General features: G+C 36.9%; 21 protein-coding genes. 8 read left to right on the top strand and 13 right to left on the bottom strand.

From position 1 onward, the window contains the following. Positions 1 to 37 precede the first annotated feature (37 nt). The 6 genes from infC (at position 38) to OPU68_RS08740 (ending at position 5,805) form a co-directional block, all read left to right on the top strand. The gene (infC, locus tag OPU68_RS08765) at positions 38 to 568 is read left to right on the top strand and encodes a translation initiation factor IF-3 (protein ID WP_051878375.1); all 531 of its coding nucleotides are present in this window, start codon (positions 38 to 40) and stop codon (positions 566 to 568) included. Positions 569 to 763: 195 nt separating this feature from the next. After that, entirely contained in the window at positions 764 to 961 is a 198-nt protein-coding gene (gene rpmI / locus OPU68_RS08760) for a 50S ribosomal protein L35 (RefSeq protein WP_034965196.1), read from the top strand. A 118-nt stretch (positions 962 to 1,079) separates the two neighbouring features. Then, positions 1,080 to 1,424 (top strand): 50S ribosomal protein L20, encoded by a 345-nt coding sequence (gene rplT, locus OPU68_RS08755; protein ID WP_034965198.1) that lies wholly within the window; start codon positions 1,080 to 1,082, stop codon positions 1,422 to 1,424. Between the two features lie 79 nt (positions 1,425 to 1,503). After that, on the top strand, positions 1,504 to 2,688 hold the full coding sequence (locus tag OPU68_RS08750) for a M28 family peptidase (RefSeq protein ID WP_498473605.1): 1,185 nt from the start codon (positions 1,504 to 1,506) through the stop codon (positions 2,686 to 2,688). Positions 2,689 to 2,799: 111 nt separating this feature from the next. Then, positions 2,800 to 3,468, top strand: coding sequence for a hypothetical protein (locus tag OPU68_RS08745; protein WP_498473604.1), 669 nt, complete (start codon positions 2,800 to 2,802; stop codon positions 3,466 to 3,468). 102 nt (positions 3,469 to 3,570) lie between these two features. After that, positions 3,571 to 5,805, top strand: coding sequence for a M20/M25/M40 family metallo-hydrolase (locus tag OPU68_RS08740; protein ID WP_498473603.1), 2,235 nt, complete (start codon positions 3,571 to 3,573; stop codon positions 5,803 to 5,805). Between the two features lie 322 nt (positions 5,806 to 6,127). On the opposite strand, the gene OPU68_RS08735 is transcribed toward OPU68_RS08740, so the two are convergent. From OPU68_RS08735 to OPU68_RS08725, 3 genes are all read right to left on the bottom strand, one after another. Next, on the bottom strand, positions 6,128 to 7,969 hold the full coding sequence (locus tag OPU68_RS08735; protein WP_498473602.1) for a T9SS type A sorting domain-containing protein: 1,842 nt from the start codon (positions 7,967 to 7,969) through the stop codon (positions 6,128 to 6,130). A gap of 118 nt (positions 7,970 to 8,087) precedes the next feature. Continuing rightward, positions 8,088 to 8,711 (bottom strand): alpha-ketoglutarate-dependent dioxygenase AlkB family protein, encoded by a 624-nt coding sequence (locus OPU68_RS08730; protein WP_498473601.1) that lies wholly within the window; start codon positions 8,709 to 8,711, stop codon positions 8,088 to 8,090. 8 nt (positions 8,712 to 8,719) lie between these two features. After that, positions 8,720 to 9,496 carry an XRE family transcriptional regulator gene (locus OPU68_RS08725; RefSeq protein WP_498473600.1) on the bottom strand — a complete coding sequence of 259 codons (777 nt, stop codon included), beginning with the start codon at positions 9,494 to 9,496 and terminating at the stop codon, positions 8,720 to 8,722. Positions 9,497 to 9,557: 61 nt separating this feature from the next. Between OPU68_RS08725 and dinB the strand changes: the two genes are divergently transcribed. Further along, positions 9,558 to 10,706 (top strand): DNA polymerase IV, encoded by a 1,149-nt coding sequence (gene dinB, locus OPU68_RS08720; protein WP_498473599.1) that lies wholly within the window; start codon positions 9,558 to 9,560, stop codon positions 10,704 to 10,706. A 20-nt stretch (positions 10,707 to 10,726) separates the two neighbouring features. Next, the gene (locus OPU68_RS08715; protein ID WP_498473598.1) at positions 10,727 to 13,780 is read left to right on the top strand and encodes a DNA polymerase III subunit alpha; all 3,054 of its coding nucleotides are present in this window, start codon (positions 10,727 to 10,729) and stop codon (positions 13,778 to 13,780) included. Between the two features lie 32 nt (positions 13,781 to 13,812). On the opposite strand, the gene OPU68_RS08710 is transcribed toward OPU68_RS08715, so the two are convergent. The 10 genes from OPU68_RS08710 to OPU68_RS08665 form a co-directional block, all read right to left on the bottom strand. After that, the gene (locus OPU68_RS08710; RefSeq protein ID WP_498473597.1) at positions 13,813 to 14,115 is read right to left on the bottom strand and encodes an ATP-dependent Clp protease adaptor ClpS; all 303 of its coding nucleotides are present in this window, start codon (positions 14,113 to 14,115) and stop codon (positions 13,813 to 13,815) included. 15 nt (positions 14,116 to 14,130) lie between these two features. Continuing rightward, positions 14,131 to 15,486: a hemolysin family protein gene (locus tag OPU68_RS08705; RefSeq protein ID WP_498473596.1), complete on the bottom strand. Its 1,356-nt coding sequence runs from the start codon at positions 15,484 to 15,486 to the stop codon at positions 14,131 to 14,133. A gap of 382 nt (positions 15,487 to 15,868) precedes the next feature. After that, positions 15,869 to 16,741, bottom strand: a complete 873-nt coding sequence (gene atpG, locus OPU68_RS08700; RefSeq protein WP_498473595.1) for an ATP synthase F1 subunit gamma — start codon at positions 16,739 to 16,741, stop codon at positions 15,869 to 15,871. A 79-nt stretch (positions 16,742 to 16,820) separates the two neighbouring features. Continuing rightward, positions 16,821 to 18,398: a F0F1 ATP synthase subunit alpha gene (gene atpA / locus OPU68_RS08695; protein WP_498473594.1), complete on the bottom strand. Its 1,578-nt coding sequence runs from the start codon at positions 18,396 to 18,398 to the stop codon at positions 16,821 to 16,823. 17 nt (positions 18,399 to 18,415) lie between these two features. Continuing rightward, positions 18,416 to 18,952 carry an ATP synthase F1 subunit delta gene (gene atpH / locus OPU68_RS08690; RefSeq protein ID WP_063968281.1) on the bottom strand — a complete coding sequence of 179 codons (537 nt, stop codon included), beginning with the start codon at positions 18,950 to 18,952 and terminating at the stop codon, positions 18,416 to 18,418. Between the two features lie 5 nt (positions 18,953 to 18,957). Continuing rightward, complete coding sequence (locus OPU68_RS08685) at positions 18,958 to 19,458, bottom strand: F0F1 ATP synthase subunit B (protein WP_498473688.1); 501 nt, start codon at positions 19,456 to 19,458, stop codon at positions 18,958 to 18,960. A gap of 84 nt (positions 19,459 to 19,542) precedes the next feature. Beyond that, positions 19,543 to 19,734, bottom strand: coding sequence for an ATP synthase F0 subunit C (atpE, locus tag OPU68_RS08680; RefSeq protein WP_027384648.1), 192 nt, complete (start codon positions 19,732 to 19,734; stop codon positions 19,543 to 19,545). 37 nt (positions 19,735 to 19,771) lie between these two features. Further along, positions 19,772 to 20,887 (bottom strand): F0F1 ATP synthase subunit A, encoded by a 1,116-nt coding sequence (gene atpB / locus OPU68_RS08675; protein ID WP_498473593.1) that lies wholly within the window; start codon positions 20,885 to 20,887, stop codon positions 19,772 to 19,774. Positions 20,888 to 20,947: 60 nt separating this feature from the next. Continuing rightward, positions 20,948 to 21,319 carry a hypothetical protein gene (locus OPU68_RS08670; RefSeq protein ID WP_498473592.1) on the bottom strand — a complete coding sequence of 124 codons (372 nt, stop codon included), beginning with the start codon at positions 21,317 to 21,319 and terminating at the stop codon, positions 20,948 to 20,950. Next, complete coding sequence (locus OPU68_RS08665; RefSeq protein WP_498473591.1) at positions 21,303 to 21,551, bottom strand: AtpZ/AtpI family protein; 249 nt, start codon at positions 21,549 to 21,551, stop codon at positions 21,303 to 21,305. Before OPU68_RS08665 ends, OPU68_RS08670 begins: the two co-directional genes overlap by 17 nt. Positions 21,552 to 21,716: the final 165 nt, after the last annotated feature.

Here is a 21,716-nt window from a genome sequence, read left to right as displayed (position 1 = left end):
AACCATAGCACTAAAAAGAAACAACAGCAGAGGCCCGATGAGACGTCCAGTCCAAGAAGACCTCCATCAAATCAACGGAAAAATTCGTGCAAACGAAGTACGTCTTGTTGGTGACAACGTAGAACCGGGAGTTTATCCTTTATCAAAAGCTTTAGAAATTGCAAGGGAACAAGAGCTTGACCTTGTCGTAATTTCTGATAAAGCTGAACCTTACATTTCTCGTATCCTTGATTACAAAAAATTCTTGTACGAGCAAAAGAAAAAAACCAAAGAGCTAAAAGCGAAGCAAATAAAAGTAGTTGTAAAAGAGATCAGATTCGGTCCTCAGACTGATGATCACGATTATGACTTCAAGAAAAAGCACGCTGAGAAATTCCTGGAAGAAGGTTCTAAACTGAAAACTTATGTTTTCTTCAAAGGCCGTTCGATTATCTTCAAAGACCAAGGAGAAATTCTTCTTTTGAAACTTGCCCAGGATCTGGAGCACGTTGGGAAAGTAGACCAGCTTCCTAAACTGGAAGGAAAAAGAATGATTATGATGATGAGTCCTAAAAAGCCTGCTAAATAATATTGATATATTTCAATTGATATATAAAACCTCAAATTTGTTTTTGAGGTTTTTTTGAATTTAATTAATAAAACGAAACACAGATTTTACAGTCTGAGTCTCAGATTTTTTTTGTAATTTTGCAAACTATTATTCGTGAAGATATTCATTAATAATAAAAATAGATATTGATAACAAAACATAAAAAGCAAAACAATGCCAAAATTAAAAACGAAATCAGGTGCTAAAAAGCGTTTTGCTCTTACCGGAACCGGAAAGATCAAAAGAAAAGGTGCTTTCAAAAGCCACATCTTGACAAAGAAAGAAACTAAGCAAAAGAGAAATCTAACGCAAACTTCTTACGTTGCAGAAGTGGACAAGAAAAGTGTTCTACGTCAATTAGCGTTAAAGTAGTTTTTATAAATCATTTCGGTTTATAAGAATTAAAACAATTCAAAAATTAACCCTGAAACGGTGCCCCTAAGAGTTCTATTCAATTAGTTCCGCCCTTTTCAAAAAAACAATTTAAATTATGCCAAGATCAGTAAATTCTGTTGCGTCCAGAGCGCGTAGAAAAAAAGTTTTAAAAAAGGCTAAAGGTTTTTTCGGTAGAAGAAAGAACGTTTGGACAGTAGCAAAAAATGCGGTAGAAAAAGCAATGTCTTATGCTTACCGTGGTAGAAAAGAGAAAAAAAGAAGTTTCAGAAGCCTTTGGGTAATGCGTATCAACGCTGGAGCCAGAGAGCACGGATTGACTTACTCTCAGTTTATGGGAGCTCTTAAGAAAAACAACATCGAGCTAAACAGAAAAGTGCTTGCAGACCTTGCAATGAACTATCCGGAAGCTTTCAAAGCTGTTGTAGATCAAGTAAAATAATTACAAATCTTTGTTATCAATATAAAATCCTGAGAAATATCTCAGGATTTTTCTATTTTTGCTGAAATTCATCAAAGTAATGTTTAAAAAATACATCAGTTTATTGGTTTTATTGACATCTCTTCAATTTGTAAATGCACAGACTTTTTCCCAAGCCTATCAAGACAGAGCCAATCTGGTTTCGCAAGCCAATGTGAATACCTACCTGCAGGAATTCGAAGCTCTAGGCGTGAAAAGAACAGGAAGCACGCAAAATACCAACGCTTTTAACTGGCTTAAGAATAAATATGCAGCATTCGGTTACACTGCAAACAATTTTCAAGAGCATTCTTGGACAGCAAATGGATTTTCTTCCAAAAATCTAATCGTTACCAAAACAGGAACGCTTTATCCAAATAAGTTTGTGATTGTCTGCGGACATTTCGATTCCATTAATGGTCCCGGAACCAATGATAACGGAAGCGGAACGTCTATTATTTTGGAAATCGCAAGAATTTTAAAAGATGTACCGACAGATTACTCAATTAAATTCATTCATTTTTCTGGTGAGGAACAGGGACTTTTGGGAAGCTCAAGATATGTATCCCAAATTGTAAATGGAACCAATCCTAAAATGGACATCAAAGTGGTTGTAAATCTGGACCAAGTAGGTGGACTGGCAACCAAAGCCAATACTAAAATCTATTGTGACAAAGACCTAAGCAACCCAACATCTAACAACGCTGCAGCGGCAACAGCCGTTCAGGAATTGGCGAACTGCACAACTTTATATTCTCCTCTGGGTGTGGATTTTGATCCTGCAGAAAGTACAGATTATGTTCCTTTTCAGCAAAATGGAGAAATCATCACAGGTTTTTGGGAATATGAAGGCGGTTACAACAATCCTTATGTTCACACAGCGAACGATTTGCTGGTAAATATGGATCCGATTTATGTCCGCAATGTCGGTAAGGCGGCTGTAGGCGCCATTCAGCATTTTGCTGTGGCTTCTAAAACCGTTCTGGCAACAGAAGATATTTTAGTTTCAAAAATGTTGGAATCTGTGGAATTCTATCCTAATCCGGCAAAGAATATATTGAATGTGAAAATGGCTGGTAACTCCAAAGCTTTCACATTTGAACTTACAGATATGAGTGGTAATCAGATTTTAATTAAGAAACAGAATATAAACAGTGTTGATATTTCCCATTTGACACCCGGTATTTACCTTGGAACGATATCAATCGATGACAAACGGATTTCTAAAAAAATTATTATTGAATAGACAAAAAAAATCGCTTAAAATATCAATCCTAAGACATTTCTTAGGATTTTTTAGTTTTCATGAAATACTTATTAAATATTAACGTTAATCTATTAAATTAAAATTATCATCATGAAAACAAATCTTTTTGCCTTATTGGCAGTATTCCTTGTGCTAACTTCTTGCTCTCGACCGGAGGATGTTATCAATGAAGAAACAACAGAAACGCCTTTTTTTAATTTAAAAGTTGGAAATGAGTGGGTTTACAAAACTTATGACAGAGCCGATTATAACTCTGAATTCAAATTCTCTGGTAAAATTGATACTTTAAAAATCATTAGTGAAGTAACTTTAAATAATAAGAAATATGCTAAAGTGAAACATAGTTATAAAGAAAATCCTAATTACATATATTATGAATATTGGAGAGTTAATGATAAAGGTCATTTGTTGAGATTAGATTCTAACTATTTTAATCAAGGAAATAGCTCTGATAATTTAGAACGTGTAAAACATCCAGGAAGAGATTTATCTTATACATATAAAGACCATGGTTTTATTGAATTTGGAGAAGTATTTTATAAATTATACCCAGAAACAACGATAACAATTAATAATCAAATTTATCAAGTTTTGCCTTATAACGGACAATTCACACCAAATGCCCAAAATCAGAATATAATTCCGAAACTTGTAGAATATAATTATAAAGAAGGAGTTGGACTGGTGAAATGTGTTTGTCATTCTGTTGTAGGAACTTATAATTATGAAGATCGCCTTGAAAATTACTCATTAAAATAACTCTAAAATATCCTCATAACAAAAATCATAAGCCTTATTCTTAAGGCTTATTTTTTTATCCATATCAAAAACATTAGATTTGTTCTTAATAAAAATTAAACTATGTTTTTATCTAATACCAAATTAAAGCAACTTTCAATACTCTCATTGCTTGCGATCTCCACATTATATTTCGCTCAGGAAAAGAATCTAAAAAACATTACCAAACTCACCTTCGGTGGAGATAATGCCGAAGCATATTTCTCACCAAACAGCAAGATGCTGACAATGCAGGTTACGAATCCGGCAGTTGGTGCGCAATGCGATCAGATATTTCTTTATGACTTGACTCAAACACCTGCAGAATCTAACTTGAAAAGGGTATCGACTGGAAAAGGAAGAACGACTTGTTCCTTCTTTATGCCGGATGGAAAGCACATTATTTACGCTTCCACACATAAAGGTTCTGAAGCTTGTCCGCCAAAGCCTGCTCCGAGAAAAGATGGTAAATATCTGTGGCCTGTTTACTCCGATTTCGAAATTTATGAAACTGATCTTAGTGGAAAAATCACAAAGCAACTCACTGATTCCAAAGGTTATGATGCAGAAGCAGTTGTGTCGCCAGACGGTAAAAAGATCGCGTTCACTTCCACAAGAAGCGGAGATCTGGAAATCTGGATTATGGATATTGACGGTAAAAATCTAAAACAATTAACCAACGGCTTGGGTTATGATGGCGGCGCATTTTTCTCTCACGACAGCAAAAAACTGGTTTTCCGTTCTTCGCGACCAAAAACTGATGAAGAAATCAAAGATTACAAAGAACTTCTTGCAGAAAATCTGGTTGCGCCAACAGCAATGGAAATCTACACGATGAATATCGACGGATCAGATCTTAAACAAATTACCAATCTTGGCAAAGCCAATTGGGCACCGTACTTTCATCCAACGGACAAGAAAATTATTTTCTCATCCAACCATCATTCTACCAGAGGTTATGATTTTCAGTTATATATGATTGATCTTGATGGTAAAAACCTTCAGCAGATTACTTACGAAAGTGAATTTAATGCATTTGCTATGTTTTCTCCGGATGGGAAAAAGTTAGTTTTCGCAAGCAACAGACAAGGTGAAAAGCAGCACGAGACCAACGTTTTCATTGCAGATTGGGTGGACAGTGATCCGACGGAAGTCGTAAGCGAAGACAATCTTAAAAAACACATTTCTTATTTGGCTTCCGATGAATTGCAAGGAAGACTGACAGGTTCTGAAGGAGAAACAAAAGCCGCAAACTATCTTTCTGCACAATTTAAAAAGTTAGGATTGAGACCTTATGAAGGTAAAGAATTTATCCAAAATTTTGAATACAGTGTCAAACTAAACCCACATGATGATAAAACTTCCACACCTGTAAAAGGTAAAAACGTAATTGCTGTTCTGGATAACAAAGCGGAAAAAACAATTGTCATTGGTGCGCATTACGATCATTTAGGACTTAATGAACATCACAATTCTACCCTTGCAAATTCCGAAGGACAAATCCACAACGGAGCCGACGATAACGCATCCGGAACAGCCGCTGTTCTGGAATTAGCAAGAATGTTTTCTCAAAATAAAGCTAAAGAAAATGTAAATTACGTTTTCGCATTATTCTCAGGGGAAGAAGATGGCTTGATGGGTTCTAAAAAACTGGCAGAAACCATCAAAACAAAATATCCAAATACCGCTTTTATGATCAATATGGATATGGTCGGAAGACTTAACAAAGACAAAGATCTTACCGTGGGCGGTGTTGGAACCTCTCCTATCCTACCGGAATTGGTTAAGAAATACAAACCTGCAGGAATCAATCTGGCGTTGGACGAATCCGGTGTAGGACCGAGTGATCACACATCTTTTTATCTGAAAGACATTCCGGTTCTTTTCCTTTTCACAGGAACGCATACCGATTATCACAAGCCTACGGATGATGCAGACAAAATAAATTATCCGGGAGAAAAAGTGATCACCAATTATGTTTTCAACCTAGCAAATGCATTAGGAAACGAAAAAGATATTCCGTTTGTAAAAACCAAAGTTTCTACAACCAAAGCAGTTCCGAAGTACAAGGTAACTCTGGGAATTATGCCAAGCTATGCAGACAGCAAAGACGGAATGGCCATAGATGGTGTGATCGACAACAGACCGGCTGCGAATGCGGGAATCCTGCAGGGTGACGTTCTTACAAAAATTGGAAAATGTGAGGTAAAAGAAGTGTATTCTTATATGGATTGCCTTGCAAAAGTGAACTCCGGTGAGGAACATCCTGTGACCATAAAACGTAATGGTGAAGAAAAAATAGTAAATGTGAAATTCTAAAAATAAAACCGTCTCGTGTCAAAACAAGACGGTTTTTTTATAGAACATTGGAGGAAATCCACTCTTATTTATCATTAATCAAACAAAAAAAACAACCTCTTAAAAAGCCCATGAATAAAGCTCTTGCAAGAGTACACTAAAACACACGTGTCTTTTCATTAAAACTCTCGTGTCTTTTGAGTAAAACACACGTGTCTTTTTATCAAAACATACGCAGGTTTTTCGAAAAAAGCTTATATCATTTTTAAATATTATAAAAACAAGAAATAAAAAAGCAACGAACATTATGTCCGTTGCTTTAATTTTAATGATAATTTTCTTATTAATTCTTAATGAATTTCTGAACAACATCAGTTCCTTTTATTCTTAACATGTAAATACCTTTGCTAAGTTTAGAAATATTGATGACATTATTATTTGCATTAATATTAGACTCAGAAATCTTTCTGCCCTCTAAGCTATAAATCTCTGCCGTTTCAGTCTTCTTGAAGTCCATAGAAACAGTTAAACTTTCAGTCGCCGGATTAGGATAAACTGACACTTGATTTTTATTAATATCAGCTACAGCCAAAGTAATACATTCGTATGCGGGCATCGTATAGCCAGTTGCGGCCATCTCCTGAGAAATGATTGCTACATCATCACAAGTAAAACCGTAATTTCCTACCATATCAATCGCAGCTTGTCTTACCGCAATGGCTGCAGTCTGCTGAGTCGCAGAAGAATTGGTCATGCCCAGTCCTTCCAGGAATATTCTGTCTGTTTTTTCTTTACCTATTTTGTCATAGATTTTCATCAGCATAGTCGCCCAGATCTGTCCGTTTGCGTGAATGGCAGAAGAACTGTTGATATTGGATGTAGGATATTTCGGTGCATAGTTGGTGACTCTACCCGCCCAGCAGGTGTTATGACCATCCCAGCTGAACATCCAGTTGTAATGAGCTTCAGAAGGAGCCCACTGATTCAAACTTCTGCTGTATGACATAGCCCAGTAATCTCCGGAACCTTCACCTAAACCTTGGGAAGACGAAGATTTGAGACCGGTAATCCAATAATGAATAGCGTGCCCGAACTCGTGCAACACCACATCTGCATCTTCCGCATCATCTACACAGCCTTCTCCGAAAGCCAGTCTTTGGGAACTAGGAAGAAAATGCGAATTGTCATCGCCACTAAGACCATGAGGATCAAAAAGTAATACACCGCCGTTCAAAGTTGATTTGCAATCGATTCCTAAAGTTTCATTGATGTAAGCCATACTTCTATCCAAATGGTAGAAAGCATTTACCGCTTCAAAACCTTGTTCATTTCTGTTAAAAAGAAAATCCGGGGAAGTCTGCGAAAACAAACCTGTGGATGGCGATTCAAAATCTGCCACTTGCACATACTTACTTTTCAGGCTATAAGTTCCGTTTGTCAAAGTAATATCCGGTAATGATACTAGACTTCTTGCGGCATCTAAGCTTGCATTGGTCGCATCATTATTATCTACATAATCACCACCATAAGCCACATGCGCCACCGACAGAGGATCCGGATTGAAGATATATGCTGTTCCGGCAGCTTTCACTTCTGCTGTTTTTTCTTTAACTTTTTTCTTCGGTTTATCTTTATGATAATTAGCAATATCCAGGATTCTAATTACTTCTCCGGAATGTGCATCTACCATTATTTCCCAATCCCCAGGCGTATCATAAGAATTGATAATCACTCTGTGGACTAGCTTGGTTTCTCCTTCTTCCGTTACAAAAACATACAGATTATTTTCTTGATAAGTTATTTCTCCTGCAATGTTCGCTGCAATTTTAGCTTTATCAAAAGCGTGGGTTTTACTATACGTCGGAGTGGTATTGATTTGCTTCAGCTTCTTGGAAACCGGAACTTCTGTAGCAAAAGTAACTTCTCCTTTTTTATTAAAATGAATGGCAATATCACCTTCGTAAACAGGAATTCCGTTTATTTCCTGTTGAAATCTCAAAGTCTCTCCCGACTGGCTTTTCCTTGAAGATTTTAAATCGAAATGATCTCGTGATGTTGTTCCGATTTTGTTAGAATTTTTAGAAATCCAATCCTGTGCTTTGGACTCTAGTGCTGTAGTCTGTCCGTACATTGTAGAAAATGTCAATGCAAAACTGGCTACAAGAAAGTTAATTTTTAATTTCATAAATATTTTTTATAATTAGTTGCAAATTAATAATTTTTTACCAAATTATCAATTTAAAAATTACAAAAAACCCAATTTATTTAATACTAAAATAAAAAACCTATTGCAATTAAACCAATTACAACTCCCTGATATTACGAAATGTAAGGTTGATACGCGGTTTCATTGGTCTGGTAGATTTAGCAATCCGATGTTCCCAATTGGTTTGCAAATCGCCTTTCATAATGAGCAATGAACCGTGCTGAAGTGGCAAAGTATATTTGTTCTGATGATTGTCCTTTTTACGAAAATCAAAATTTCTCACTTGCCCGAAGCTGACTGATGCAATCACAGGCCGATTCCCCAATTCACTTTCCTTGTCCCGATGCCAGGCTACAGAATCGTTCCCGTCTCTGTAAAAATTGAGCAATACAGAATTAAACTGATGACCAGTCAATTTCTGGATTTTATATTTCAAGCCTAAAAGTTCCGGCGTCCAGGCATTCACGCTGAATTCATTGCCACCCAAATGATAAGATTTGTCCTCGTCGCCATACCAGGCTGTGAGGCGAGGCGTCAGCACTTCTTTATCGAACATTTTTTGAGTTCTCTGTTTCCACGGAACAGTTTCTATGAGTATTTTTTCGATTTCGGTTGCTCTATCTTCAGACAAAAAATGTTCGGTATAATCCAATAATTCGGTCGGAAATTGGTAATATTCGCCTGCATCAAACAAACTGAGCTGCATCTCTGTACTGTACATTTTAAAATTTATTTGGAATTCGAAACCTTGCTATCCAACTCTTTGATGTCTTTTCTGATTTCCAAAAACATCTCTTTCAAATTATAATGATCAAAATTATCCGGTTCAAAATCTTCCGGAAAAATCCCCGATGCGTATTGCCAGATTTCCACAATCTCGCTCAACGGAATCTCATAAGGCTTGTAAAAAGAATTGTCCGCCGAAACTTCAATCGATTTTTTCTTTTGACCTTTGAATCTTTTGTAGGAAATTCCGTCATTCAAAGTCACGAAAATGTAACTTTTGTTGATTTTCAAATCCTCAATATCTTCCAAATATTTTCCGATAATAAATGAACCATCTTTGAAAGGCGGCATAGAATCGCCTTGTGCAGGGAAAGCTCGATATTTTCCATTCGTCAAAAATGGTAATGAAATCCGTTGAAGACTTTCGATATATTCAGGGTCGCTGTAACCTGACAAATAACCCATTGACGCTTTTTGAGGAATGATTTCGATGCTGTTATTTCCCAGCTTGTCAACGATGATTGGCAGTACAATTCTGTTATCCGGCAGATTCATCATTTCTTCCAAAGGATATTTCCTGATGTCCACTGTCAACAGCAAATCGATACTGATGTGAAAGAACTTCGACATTGTAATGAGAACGTCATACGGCGGCTCGGAACGGCCGTCTTCATAAGAAACGTATCTCGATCTTGTTATAATTAAAGTATCTGCCAACTCTTGTTGAGTCGTCATTTTCTTTGCTCTTAAAAACCTGATGTTATCTGAAAAAATTGACATTGTTATAATTTGTAACAACAAATATAATCATTTTGTTTGAAAACGTAACTAAATTTGTCACGTGAATCGAGCAATTGTACATATGGATTTGGATACGTTTTTTGTTTCTTGCGAGAGAAAAGAACATTCTGAACTTAAAGGAATCCCTTTGATAATAGGAGGTGGCGACCGCGGTGTGGTGGCGTCTTGTTCGTATGAAGCGCGGAAATTCGGTGTACGTTCTGCAATGCCGATAAGAATGGCGCTTAGACTTTGTCCCGATGCAAAGGTGGTGAAAGGTGATTATGAACTTTACTCAAAATTGTCTCATTTGGTAACTGACGTGATTCAGGATAAAGTGCCATTAATGGAAAAAGCAAGCATCGACGAATTTTATCTCGATCTGACCGGAATGGACAAATTTTTTGGTTGTTACCAATGGACTCAGGAAATTGCAGCTTCCGTAACCAAAGAAACCGGACTTCCGATAAGTTTTGCCTTATCTAATAACAAAACTGTTTCCAAAATTGGGACTGGAGAATCTAAACCGAGCGGAAAACTTCAAATCATTGAGAAAGAAATAAAACCATTTTTAAATCCTTTATCCGTCAAAAAAATTCCAATGGTTGGCGACAAAACGTTTCAACTTCTCTCGAGAATTGGTGTCCGAACGATTCATACCCTTTCCGAAATGCCCATTTTAGTCCTTCAACAAATGATTGGTGCGAACGGAAAAGAACTTTGGAAGAAAGCCAATGGTATTGATGAAAATCCCGTCGTTCCCTACTCTGAGAAAAAATCAATTTCTTCAGAACGGACTTTTGCCACAGATTCCATTGACGTTTTGGAAATAAAAAGACTGATTTCGGGAATGGCGGAAAAATTAGCCTATCAATTGAGACAGGAAAAATGGCTGACTTCAACAGTCGTTATCAAAATCCGATATTCCAATTTTGATACGGAAACCAAGCAACACAAGATTGCTTATACGTCTGCCGATCATACTTTGTCCCGAGTCGCTTTGGAACTTTTCAATAAGGTTTATACGAGAAGAATGCGTATCAGATTGGTTGGTTTGCGTTTTACAGATTTGGTTCACGGCAATCATCAGATGAATCTTTTTGAGGATACCGAAGAACAAATGAGCCTTTACCAGACGATGGATTATCTCAAAAACCGTTTCGGAAAAGACGTGCTTGGGCGAGCGTCTGGTTATGACTTCGGTAAATAACTTTTTAAAATTTTAATTAAATGTATCTCAACTGTCATTCTTTTCACAGTCTTCGTTACGGCACTTTATCGATTCAAAATCTGGTAGAGCAAGCTTCCGAACTTGGAATCAAAACATTGGTTTTGACTGATATCAATACGGTCACAGCAATTTATGATTTCAAAAAAGAATGTAAAAATCGTGGAATCAAACCGATTGCCGGCATTGAAGTCAGAAAAGAAAACCGATTGCTTTATATTGCCATTGCTAAAGAATTCAGCGGAATTGGAGAAGTGAATCAAATTTTAACTCAACATAATTGTGACGGAATTGAACTTTCTGAAACGGCGCCGAATTACAATCAAGTATTTGTCATTTATCCAATTCAGAATATTCCCGAAACTCTGAAAGAAAATGAATTTATTGGAATCCGGGAAGAAGAACTGAATCTGTTGATTCGACCGGAATTTAAAGATAAAATCGATAAAATGGTTGTTCTTCAGCCTATTACTTTCAGTACAAAAAAGGAATATAATCTTCATAGAATCCTGAGAGCGATTGACGGAAATACTTTGATTTCTAAACTTTCTGAAGATGAGATTTGCAGAAAATCGGAACATTTTAAACCGGAAATCGATTTAATAAAATCTTTCGAGCAATATCCTATAATCATTAATAATACAAAAAAAATCCTCGCTGAATGTAGTTTTGAATTTGATTTTCAAAAAGTAAGAAACAAGCAGTCTTACACAAAATCAAAAGAAACAGATGTAAAAATGCTCAGTAGATTAGCGTATTTGGGATTAAAAAAAAGGTACGGTTTGAATAACGAAGAAGCCGAGAAAAGAGTTGAGAAAGAACTTAAAGTAATTGATGACCTTAATTTTTGTTCTTACTTCCTGATTACTTGGGACATAGTCCGTCACAGCAATAGGATGGGATTTATGCACGTTGGAAGAGGTAGCGGTGCTAACTCTATTGTGAGCTATTGCTTGGGCATTACTGATATTTGTCCTTTAGAACTTGACCTTTATTTTGAAAGATTCCTTAACCTTAACAGAAAATCACCACCTGATTTCGATATCGATTGGAGCTGGCAAAACAGAGACGACATATTGAAGTATATTTTTAAACGATACGGAAAAGATTATGTGGCTTTTTGCGGAACTAATGTAGAATTTAAATATAAATCGATTTTTCGTGAAGTAGGAAAAGCTTTTGGTTTGCCAAAAGAAGAGTTAGACGATTTGGCTGGGAAATCTATGGAAAACCACGACCAAAATTCTATTGTAAAATTGGTTCACCAATATGGAAAATTGATGGAAAAATTTCCGAATCAACGAAGTATGCACGCTTGCGGAATCTTGATTTCCGAGGAACCTATTACAAATTTTACTGCTTTAGAAATGCCACCTAAAGGATTTCCAATTGCCCAATTTGACATGGATGTTGCAGAAGATATGAGGCTTGAAAAACTCGACATTCTTTCTCAGCGAGGCTTGGGAACCATCAATGACACGGTAGAATTAATCAAAAAGAACAGAGGAATCGAGGTTGACATTCGCAATACTTCTATTTCTAAGGACGAAGCTGTTTGCAATGAATATTTAGCCATTGGAAAAACAATTGGCTGTTTTTATATCGAAAGTCCGGCAATGCGTGGATTATTAAGACGATTGAAATGTGACAATTACAGAATTCTGGTCGCCGCTTCCTCCATCATCAGACCTGGTGTTGCGCAAAGCGGAATGATGCGTGAATATATTTATCGGCACAATCATCCCAATCAGTTTGAATATTTCCATCCGGTGTTTGAAGAAAACCTAAAGGAAACTTATGGGATTATGGTCTATCAGGAAGATGTGATAAAAATTGCACAGTATTTTGGTGGACTTTCTCACGCAGATGGTGACATTCTGAGACGGGCGATGAGCGGAAAGGAAAGGTCTATTCAACAACTGAATAAAGTTAAAGACAATTTTTTTTCAAAGTGTAAAGAACAAGGACATTCGGAGCAAATGACTGCGGAAGCTTTCCGGCAGATTCAGTCATTTGCAGGCTATTCTTTTTGTAAGGCGCACTCGGCTTCATATGCGGTGGAAAGTTATCAGAGTCTGTATCTGAAGGTTTATTATCCGTTGGAGTTTATGGTTTCGGTCATCAATAATCAGGGTGGTTTTTATCGGACGGAAGTTTACATTCACGAAGCGAGAATGTCTGGCGCCAACATTCAAAATCCTTGTGTGAATAACAGTGAATATCAAACCATTTTAAAAGGAAAAGAAATCTATCTGGGATTTATGGTTTTGCAATCGCTTGAAACCAAAATTGCTCAAATGATTTCGGAAGAACGGGAGAAAAACGGTGATTACAAATCTTTAGAAAACTTTATCAAACGCATTCCAATTGGGATTGAAACCATTCAAATCTTGATTTTTATTGGTGCTTTCAGATTTACAGGAAAACCAAAAAATGAACTTTTGGTGGAGGCAAGATTGCTACTAATTAATTATAAAATTGAAAATAGAAACATTGCGCTTTTCGAAGAGCCTGCGAACGATTTTAAACTTCCTGAATTAAAAAGAGAACAGTTTGAAGATGCCTTTGATGAAGTTGAGATCATCGGATTTCCTGTTTCGTGCAGCCCGTTTGATTTGTTACAGACCAAATTCAGAGGTCATGTTTTCGTAAAAGACTTATTGAAGTTTCATAAAAGTCAGGTCAAAATGCTGGCTTATCTGATTTCCAGAAAACACGTTCCAACCAAAAAAGGCGCAATGTTTTTCGGAACATGGATCGATGCGAATGGTGATTATTTTGATACGGCACATTTTCCGGACAGTTTGGAAAAATATCAATTTCAGGGTGGTGGTTGTTATCTTTTGCTGGGAACGGTGGAAGTGGATTATCATTTTCCGACGATAACAATTCATAAAATGGCCAAGATGCCGATGATTCCTGATCCGCGATATGCTTATGATAAAGAAAAGCAATATGATATTCACAAACAGATCAAAGAAGATGTGAGTATGACTTCCCGAAAACCTTATCCGCAGGCAGATGAGATTGGTTTGCCGAGGCATAAATTTAATTAAAACAAAAAACGACCGCAAAAGCAATCGTTAATTTATACTATTTCGGAACTCAAACCTTTGCCTAATAAGGCCTGATGCATCGGTTTTAATTTTTCTAATGCACCTGTTTTCACGGTGCATTTTCCTTTGTAATGGATCAGCATTGTGCACTGTTCTGCTTGTTCCGGGGTATGTTCACAAATATTAATGAGGCACATAATTACAAAATCGAAGGTGTTGACATCGTCATTGTGAACTACCAATTTATAAACTTCGTCTTCCAGTTCCAAAACCAACACATCTTCTTCGTACTGGCGTTTTGGCTCGTCATAAGATTTATTATTATAGATTTTCATCTTAATAAAATTTAATTATTCAGTGATCTCGTCTGTTATATCTTCCAGGAATGGTTTGTTGTATAAAAGCTCAACCAATTCTACACTTTTGTTCTGCATCTTCAGGATCTTGAAATGGTAATATCCATAATCGAATTCCTGATTCTCTTCCGGAATATCCTGCAATTCATTCAATATAAATCCTGCAAGCGTATTGTATTCTCCTTCTTCAGATGGCGGAATATTTTTCGGAAGCTGTTCATTGATCTCGTCCAAAGGCTGCGTTGCTTTTACCCAATAAATATTTTCGCCAACTTTGTCGACAATTTTTTCTTCTTCATCCTCTTCATCCTGGATTTCCCCAACCAATTCTTCAAGAATATCTTCAAGCGTAATGATTCCTTCTGTTCCTCCAAATTCATCAATGACAATTGCCAAATGCTGTTTCTTTAACTGGAAAACTTTCAGAAGGTCGGATATTTTTTTACTTCCAACCACAAAGAATGCTTCTCTCATAAAGCCTCTCAGACTTTCGTGTGAAACCTGACCTTTGCTTTTAATGTATTCTCTGATGATCTCTTTCGTATAGAAAATCCCAATGATATTATCGATAGAACCCTCATAAACCGGAATTCGGGAATAGCCGCTATCCATAATTTGGTTGATGATATCTTCCGGATCATCATTGATATCGATGGACGAAATATTCTGTCTCGTGATCATAATCTGTTTTGCATTGTGATCTGTAAAATCAAATGCATTTTTGATGATCTCGTAATTTTCTTCTTCAATTTCTCCGCTGTCAGCAGATTGTTTTACCAACAATTGCAATTCCTCGGTTGAGTGAATATCGTGTTCCGAAGCCGGAAAGATTTTAATTAATTTCAGGAATGCGTTGGATAATGAGTTCATCAACCAAATGAATGGTCGGAAGATGTTATAAAAAACATGCAATGGATAAGCGATGAAAAGTGTTGTCGCTTCTGACTTTCTGATGGCAATTGACTTAGGAACTAATTCTCCAAAGACAATGTGCATTATTGTGATCAGCAAGAAACTACAAACTACAGAAATCGTAGTAACCGTTGCTGCTGCCAGTTCTATATTCAAAGTGTGGAACGTGGCTTCTATTATGTGATGCAGCGCACTCTCTCCTACCCAACCTAAGGCAAGGGAAGCGAGTGTGATCCCCAACTGGGTTGCAGAGAGATAAGCATCAAGATTTTTGATGATGTTTTCGGCTTTTTTGGCCATTGTGTTTCCCTCAGCGGCTTTCACCTGAATTTGGGAATAACGTACTTTTACTATTGAAAATTCGGCGGCTACAAAGAAGCCATTCAGAAGAACTAGAAATAATGCTATGAGAAGTTTGACTAAACTATCAGAATCCATTTAATGTTGTTATATACAATCTGTGCAAAGATAGATATTTTTTTTAACTTCGATTTAGATGTTAGAAGTGAGATTTTAGATGTTAGATTGTAAACCACCCCGTCAAAAATTCTTCGAATTTTTGAATCCCCTCCAGAGGATGGGAATTTTTATAACAAAATTTGATTTTATGTAGAATCTGCAGCCCGACTTGAGCGGAAATCCTTTTTTGCTTTTACTAGGTTTCTATTTATGACAAATCGTGAGCAAAAAAGATTGGGAGCGGAAGGCGGAAATAGCTGCCCAAATTACTACAATACAAATCGCCCTAAATAATAAAAAGCACTGAAGTTTGACCCTCAATGCTTTTTATAACTAACTACTAACTTTAACTTTATCTTTATTAACTGTTCTTGAGCGCTTCTGCTCCAGAAACAATTTCTAATATTTCGTTGGTGATGGCTGCCTGTCTTGCTTTGTTGTAGAAGATTTTTAAATCACTTCTAAGTGCGTCTGCATTGTCGGTCGCCTTGTGCATTGCTGTCATCCTTGCACCGTGTTCGGATGCTACGGAATCCAGAATAGCTTTGAAGATCTGAGTCTTGATGGATTTTGGAATCAAGACATCAAGAATTTCTTTTCTGCCCGGTTCGAAGATATAATCTACATTGATATCTGCTGAACCAGCTTTCTCCTCTGCAGTTGATGAAATTGGCAAAACCTGCTCTGTTACTACTTCCTGCGTTGCTGCATTGATGAATCTGTTGTAAACAACATAGACTTTATCAAATTTGCCCGCTTTGAAGTCTGACATCACTTTCTCTGTCATATTTGAAACGTGATCGAAAGAAAGATTGTCGAAAAGTGAACTGTGGTTTTCGTAAACTGTTTTGTTTCTTCTCACCGCATCGAAGGCTTTTTTACCTACTGTCAAAACTTCTATCTCCGTGTTTTCGTTTGCAGAAAACTGAATGTTAAGTTCTTTGATCACAGATGAGTTGAAAGCTCCGGCCAAACCTCTGTTGGAAGTCACGGTGATGAAAAGTACTTTTTTCACTTCTCTTTCCAATGCAAATTCCGAGATGTTCTCTGCATCAGACGCCGCACTTACATTCTGTATGATCTCCTGAAGTTTTTCAGAATAAGGTCTTAGCATTACGATTGCATCTTGCGCTTTCTTCAGTTTCGCAGCGGAAACCATTTTCATAGCGCTTGTGATCTGCATCGTAGAAGATATAGATGTAATCCTGCCTCGTATTTCTTTTAAGTTTGCCATTCTTTAGCTCAAAGATTATTGTTTGAAAAGTTCAAGGTTTCAAAACTTTAGATTTTGAATCCTTGAACATTGAACTTTTTTAGTTGTATTTCGCAGAAAGTTCTGTCGCTACTTGCTTCAAAACGCCAGTCAATTGATCATCAATTTTTCCGGATTTAAGAGCTGCCATTACTTCCGGATGTTTGTTTTTCAAGAAATCCACATATTCTACCTGGAATTCTTTTACCTTTTTGATAGGGATGTTTCTCAATAGATTCTCAGTTCCTGCGTAGATCATCGCTACTTGATTTTCTACCGGAAGTGGAGAGTTCACTGGTTGCTTCAAAAGCTCCACGTTTCTTTCCCCTTTTGAGATCACTGCCATTGTAGCAGCATCCAAATCAGAACCGAATTTTGCAAACGCTTCCAATTCTTTATATTGAGCCTGGTCCAATTTAAGAGTACCAGAAACTTTTTTCATTGATTTGATCTGTGCATTACCACCAACTCTGGATACAGAGATACCAACGTTGATCGCCGGACGAACTCCTGAGTTGAAAAGGTCTGTCTCCAGGAAGATCTGACCATCTGTAATCGAGATTACGTTAGTCGGGATATATGCAGAAACGTCACCAGCCTGAGTTTCGATAATTGGAAGTGCTGTCAAAGAACCGCCACCTTTTACCAATGGTCTTAGAGATTCTGGCAAGTCATTCATCTGAGCTGCAATCGTATCATCTTTAATGATTTTCGCTGCTCTTTCCAATAGTCTTGAGTGAAGGTAGAAAACGTCACCTGGATAAGCCTCACGTCCCGGTGGTCTTCTCAATAATAGAGAAAGCTCACGGTAAGCAACCGCTTGTTTTGAAAGATCATCATAAACGATCAAAGCTGCACGACCAGAGTCTCTGAAGAATTCTCCGATAGATGCACCTGCCATTGCAGAATAAACCTGCATTGGAACTGGATCAGACGCGTTAGCTGCAACGATTACTGTGTAAGCCAAAGCACCTTTGTCCTCTAATGTTTTAACGATCTGCGCTACAGTTGAAGCTTTTTGCCCAATTGCAACATATATACAATATACCGGTTGCCCAGCATCATAAAATTCTCTTTGATTGATAATGGTATCAATAGCCACAACTGTTTTACCAGTTTGTCTGTCACCAATGATCAACTCTCTTTGTCCTCTTCCTACAGGGATCATGGAGTCAATAGCAACGATACCTGTTTGAAGTGGTTCTGTTACCGGCTGACGGAAGATAACTCCCGGCGCTTTTCTTTCCAATGGCATTTCGTAAAGCTCACCAGTGATAGGACCTTTACCGTCGATAGGATTACCAAGAGTATCTACAACTCTACCCAGCATTCCTTCACCCACTTTGATAGAAGAGATTCTGTTTGTTCTTTTTACAGTATCACCTTCTTTTACCAATTTGGATTCACCAAGAAGTGCAACCCCAACATTATCTTCTTCAAGGTTAAGAACGATACCTTCAACTCCAGCCTGGAATCTTACCAATTCTCCGTACTGTACGTTTTCTAAACCGTAAACACGAGCAATACCATCCCCTATCGTAAGAACAGTACCAACTTCTTCTACGTTAGATTGAGTATCGAAATTTGCTAATTGCTGCTTCAGTATCGCTGATACTTCTGCCGGATTTATTTCTGCCATTATATGGTTGTTTTTTCTTAATTAAGTTGAAATTCTTTTTTGATATTGCCCAGTTTTGTTCTTACTGATGCATCGATCTGCTGATCTCCCACTCTTAGGATATAACCTCCCAAGATTTCTGGTTTTACGATCGTTTCCAAGTCATAGTTAGAAACGTTTACCATTTTGGAATCCGTAATGATCTTCTGAATATTTTCTTGCGATAGAGGCGAAGCTGTTACCAAAGAGATACGCTGCGTACCTTTGATGTCTTCTACTTTATTGATGAATTCCTGAGCGATATTTCTAAGCTGAGATTCTCTGCCTTGTTTGATGACCAAACGGATGATGTTCTTAGAAACCTGAGAGAAATCTTTGAAGATCTCCAAAGCGATGGCTTCTTTCTTTTTTGCATCAATAATCGGCGTATTCACAAACTGATTCAGCTCTTTGGAAGAAGACATTATTTTTACAATATCCTTCATCTCACCGAAAACAGCATCTGTGTTACCAGACTCCTGCGTGAAATCCAATAGACCCTGTGCGTATCTTTTAGCTACTTTAGATGTTAACATCCTGATTAGTTAAGGTTAGATTTGTTAAGAATATTTTCTACCAAAGCGTTGTGCGCACCATCGTTGTTTAATTTCTCTTTCAAGATATTTTCAGCGATGCTTACAGACAAAGTTCCGATTTGAGTTTTGATATCTGCCATTGCAGCATTTTTCTCAGTTTGGATAGATTGTCTAGCCGCTTCGATCATTTTTTCGCCTTCAACTTTAGCGCTGTCTTTAGCTTGATTTACGATTTTATCTTTCATATCTCTAGCTTCTTTCAAGATACCATCTCTCTCTGCTCTGGCTTCACGAAGGATTCTTTCGTTATCTTCTTTCAACTGAGCCATTTCCTGTTTAGCCAATTTAGCTTGATTAAGAGCATCAATGATAGATGTTTCTCTCTCGTCTATTGATTTAAGAATTGGTTTCCAGGCAAACTTCCCTAGTAAGAATAGCAAAGCTAAAAAAATGATGGACTGGATGATAAACAATCCTGATGAAAACTGATGAAGTAATTCCATTATATCGTTAGATTAATTTTTTTTTGAAAATTTTTAAATATAAAACATTGCTACAGCCAACCGCTGTAACAATGTTTGTTTTTTGGCTTATGATGCGAACAACGCAGCGAAAGCAACACCTTCTACAAGTGCAGCAGCAATAAGCATAGCAGTTTGGATCTTTCCAGATTGCTCTGGTTGTCTAGCGATCGCTTCAAGAGCAGCAGCACCAATTTTTCCAAGACCGATACCTACACCTAGTACAATAAGACCTGCACCAATAATTCTAGGAATTTCCATAATGTATATAATTTAAAAATTGTTTTTTATAATTTAATTAATGAGCGTGATCGTGCTCATGTTCTTCTACTGCCATTCCTATAAATAAAGCGGAAAGCATAGTGAAAATATAAGCCTGCAAAAACGCTACTAATACTTCCAGTAAATAAATAACCAATGTCAGGAACGGAAATGCAACACCTGCGATCCAGTTCTCGAAAATATAAATTGACCCAATCAACGTCATTACAACTATGTGACCTGCTGTCATATTCGCGAAAAGACGAATCATCAATGCAAATGGTTTTGTCAAAGTCCCAAGCAATTCGATTGGCATCATAATAAACTTCATTGGCACAGGAACGCCTGGCATCCAGAAGATATGTTTCCAGTAATCTTTTGATCCTGAGAAAGTCGTAATCAAATAAGTTAAAATTGCTAAGAAGAATGTAATCGCAATATTACCAGTAACGTTGATTCCGAAAGGCATTAACCCTAATACGTTTAAGAACAAGATGAAGAAAAATACAGTTAATAAATAACCCATAAATCTCTTGTACTTATGCCCAATGTTTGGAATAGCAATATCATCTCTAATGAAAATAATCAATGGCTCAAGGAATTTCGCAGCACCTGAAGGTACCAAAGATTTCTTATAAGATCTCGCCATTCCTCCGAAGATGATCAGCATCAAAACTGCTACTAAGAAAATTACCAAAACACTTTTTGTAATAGATAAATCCAAAACTCTTTTCTCAGTCGGGTGATGATCTTTATCTAAAGTCAAAGTTCCTTTTGAATCTGTTCTGTAAATTTTTTCGTGGTGAAGTGTGTAGAATTTACCATTACTTTCTACCGGAGAACCGTGGATGAATTCGTGACCGTCCACACCTTCCGTATTACTCATGAAAGTATGAAAACCTTCGTCATAAATAATGACCGGCAATGGAAAACCGATATGGTGACCATCTTTTACCATCAATGCAACGTCGTGAGCATCCAAAATGTGATGATCCACAAATTCTTTAACTACATTTGCTCTCTCATCTTTTTCAGAAAGTGCAGGCGTTTCAGTTACAGGCTTACCGTGTTGATTTTCAACAGTTTCGTGTTGAGCGAAAGCCGTTGTAAATGCGAATAAACTGTAAAATAAAATTGCTGTTTTCTTTAGCATCGATAGATTTTTTTTTCGTTTTGCAAAAATAGACTATTTTTTCTCTTTTGAAGAATTAATTTACTGTTTTTTGTCATAATTAATTAACTGTATTGCATAATAGGTAAGCAACGCAGTGAGAACAAAATAAGGAATGATAAAGTGGAATTTAAAATTCGGAATTGCCTCAAAATGAAGCTTATTCTTGATCATATACATTAACCCGAATTTCACTAAAATCAGTCCTATGACAGACATTCCTACAAATTGCGGAAAGGTTCTGTTGATGATTAAAAGTAATGTTATCATCATCATAAAAATGACACTTAAGAAGAGATAAAACTTAATAATCGTGACTTCATCCAAATGAAAAACGAACTTCCAAATGGCGAAATGAATAATAAATGTCAGGAAAAATACAACACTGATAACGATATTACTTTTGTTCTTCATTTTCTTCTTTATTTAAAATTTCGAGACGTTTAAGCGTTGTGTACAGTGAAAGACAAAGTCCGCTGAGTCCGATTACCAAAACCAAAACATTGGAGCCGGTTTCGAAATACAGATCCAACTGATGTCCGCCCCAAAATGAAATCCCGATGATGAACAGCATCTGGAAAACTACGGAAGAATATTTCCCATATTTCCGCAATGAACTTGAAGGATTGTTTTGTTTGTCTTCCAAAATTTGATTTTTGCAAAAGTAAACATTAAAGTTTGAAGTCAGAAGCTGGAAGATGGAAGTTTATTTTTTTAAGTTTGGAAACGGAAATTAGATTGATCTAATCTGACTAAAAATTCTATTGTAAAAATTAAAACCGCAGAGCGGTAACCTGTTAATAGAAACCAA

It is taken from the genome of Chryseobacterium sp. TB1-D10 (assembly GCF_059803555.1).
Note: the sequence above shows the minus strand (reverse complement) of the source record. Positions and strands in the feature narration are given on the sequence as shown.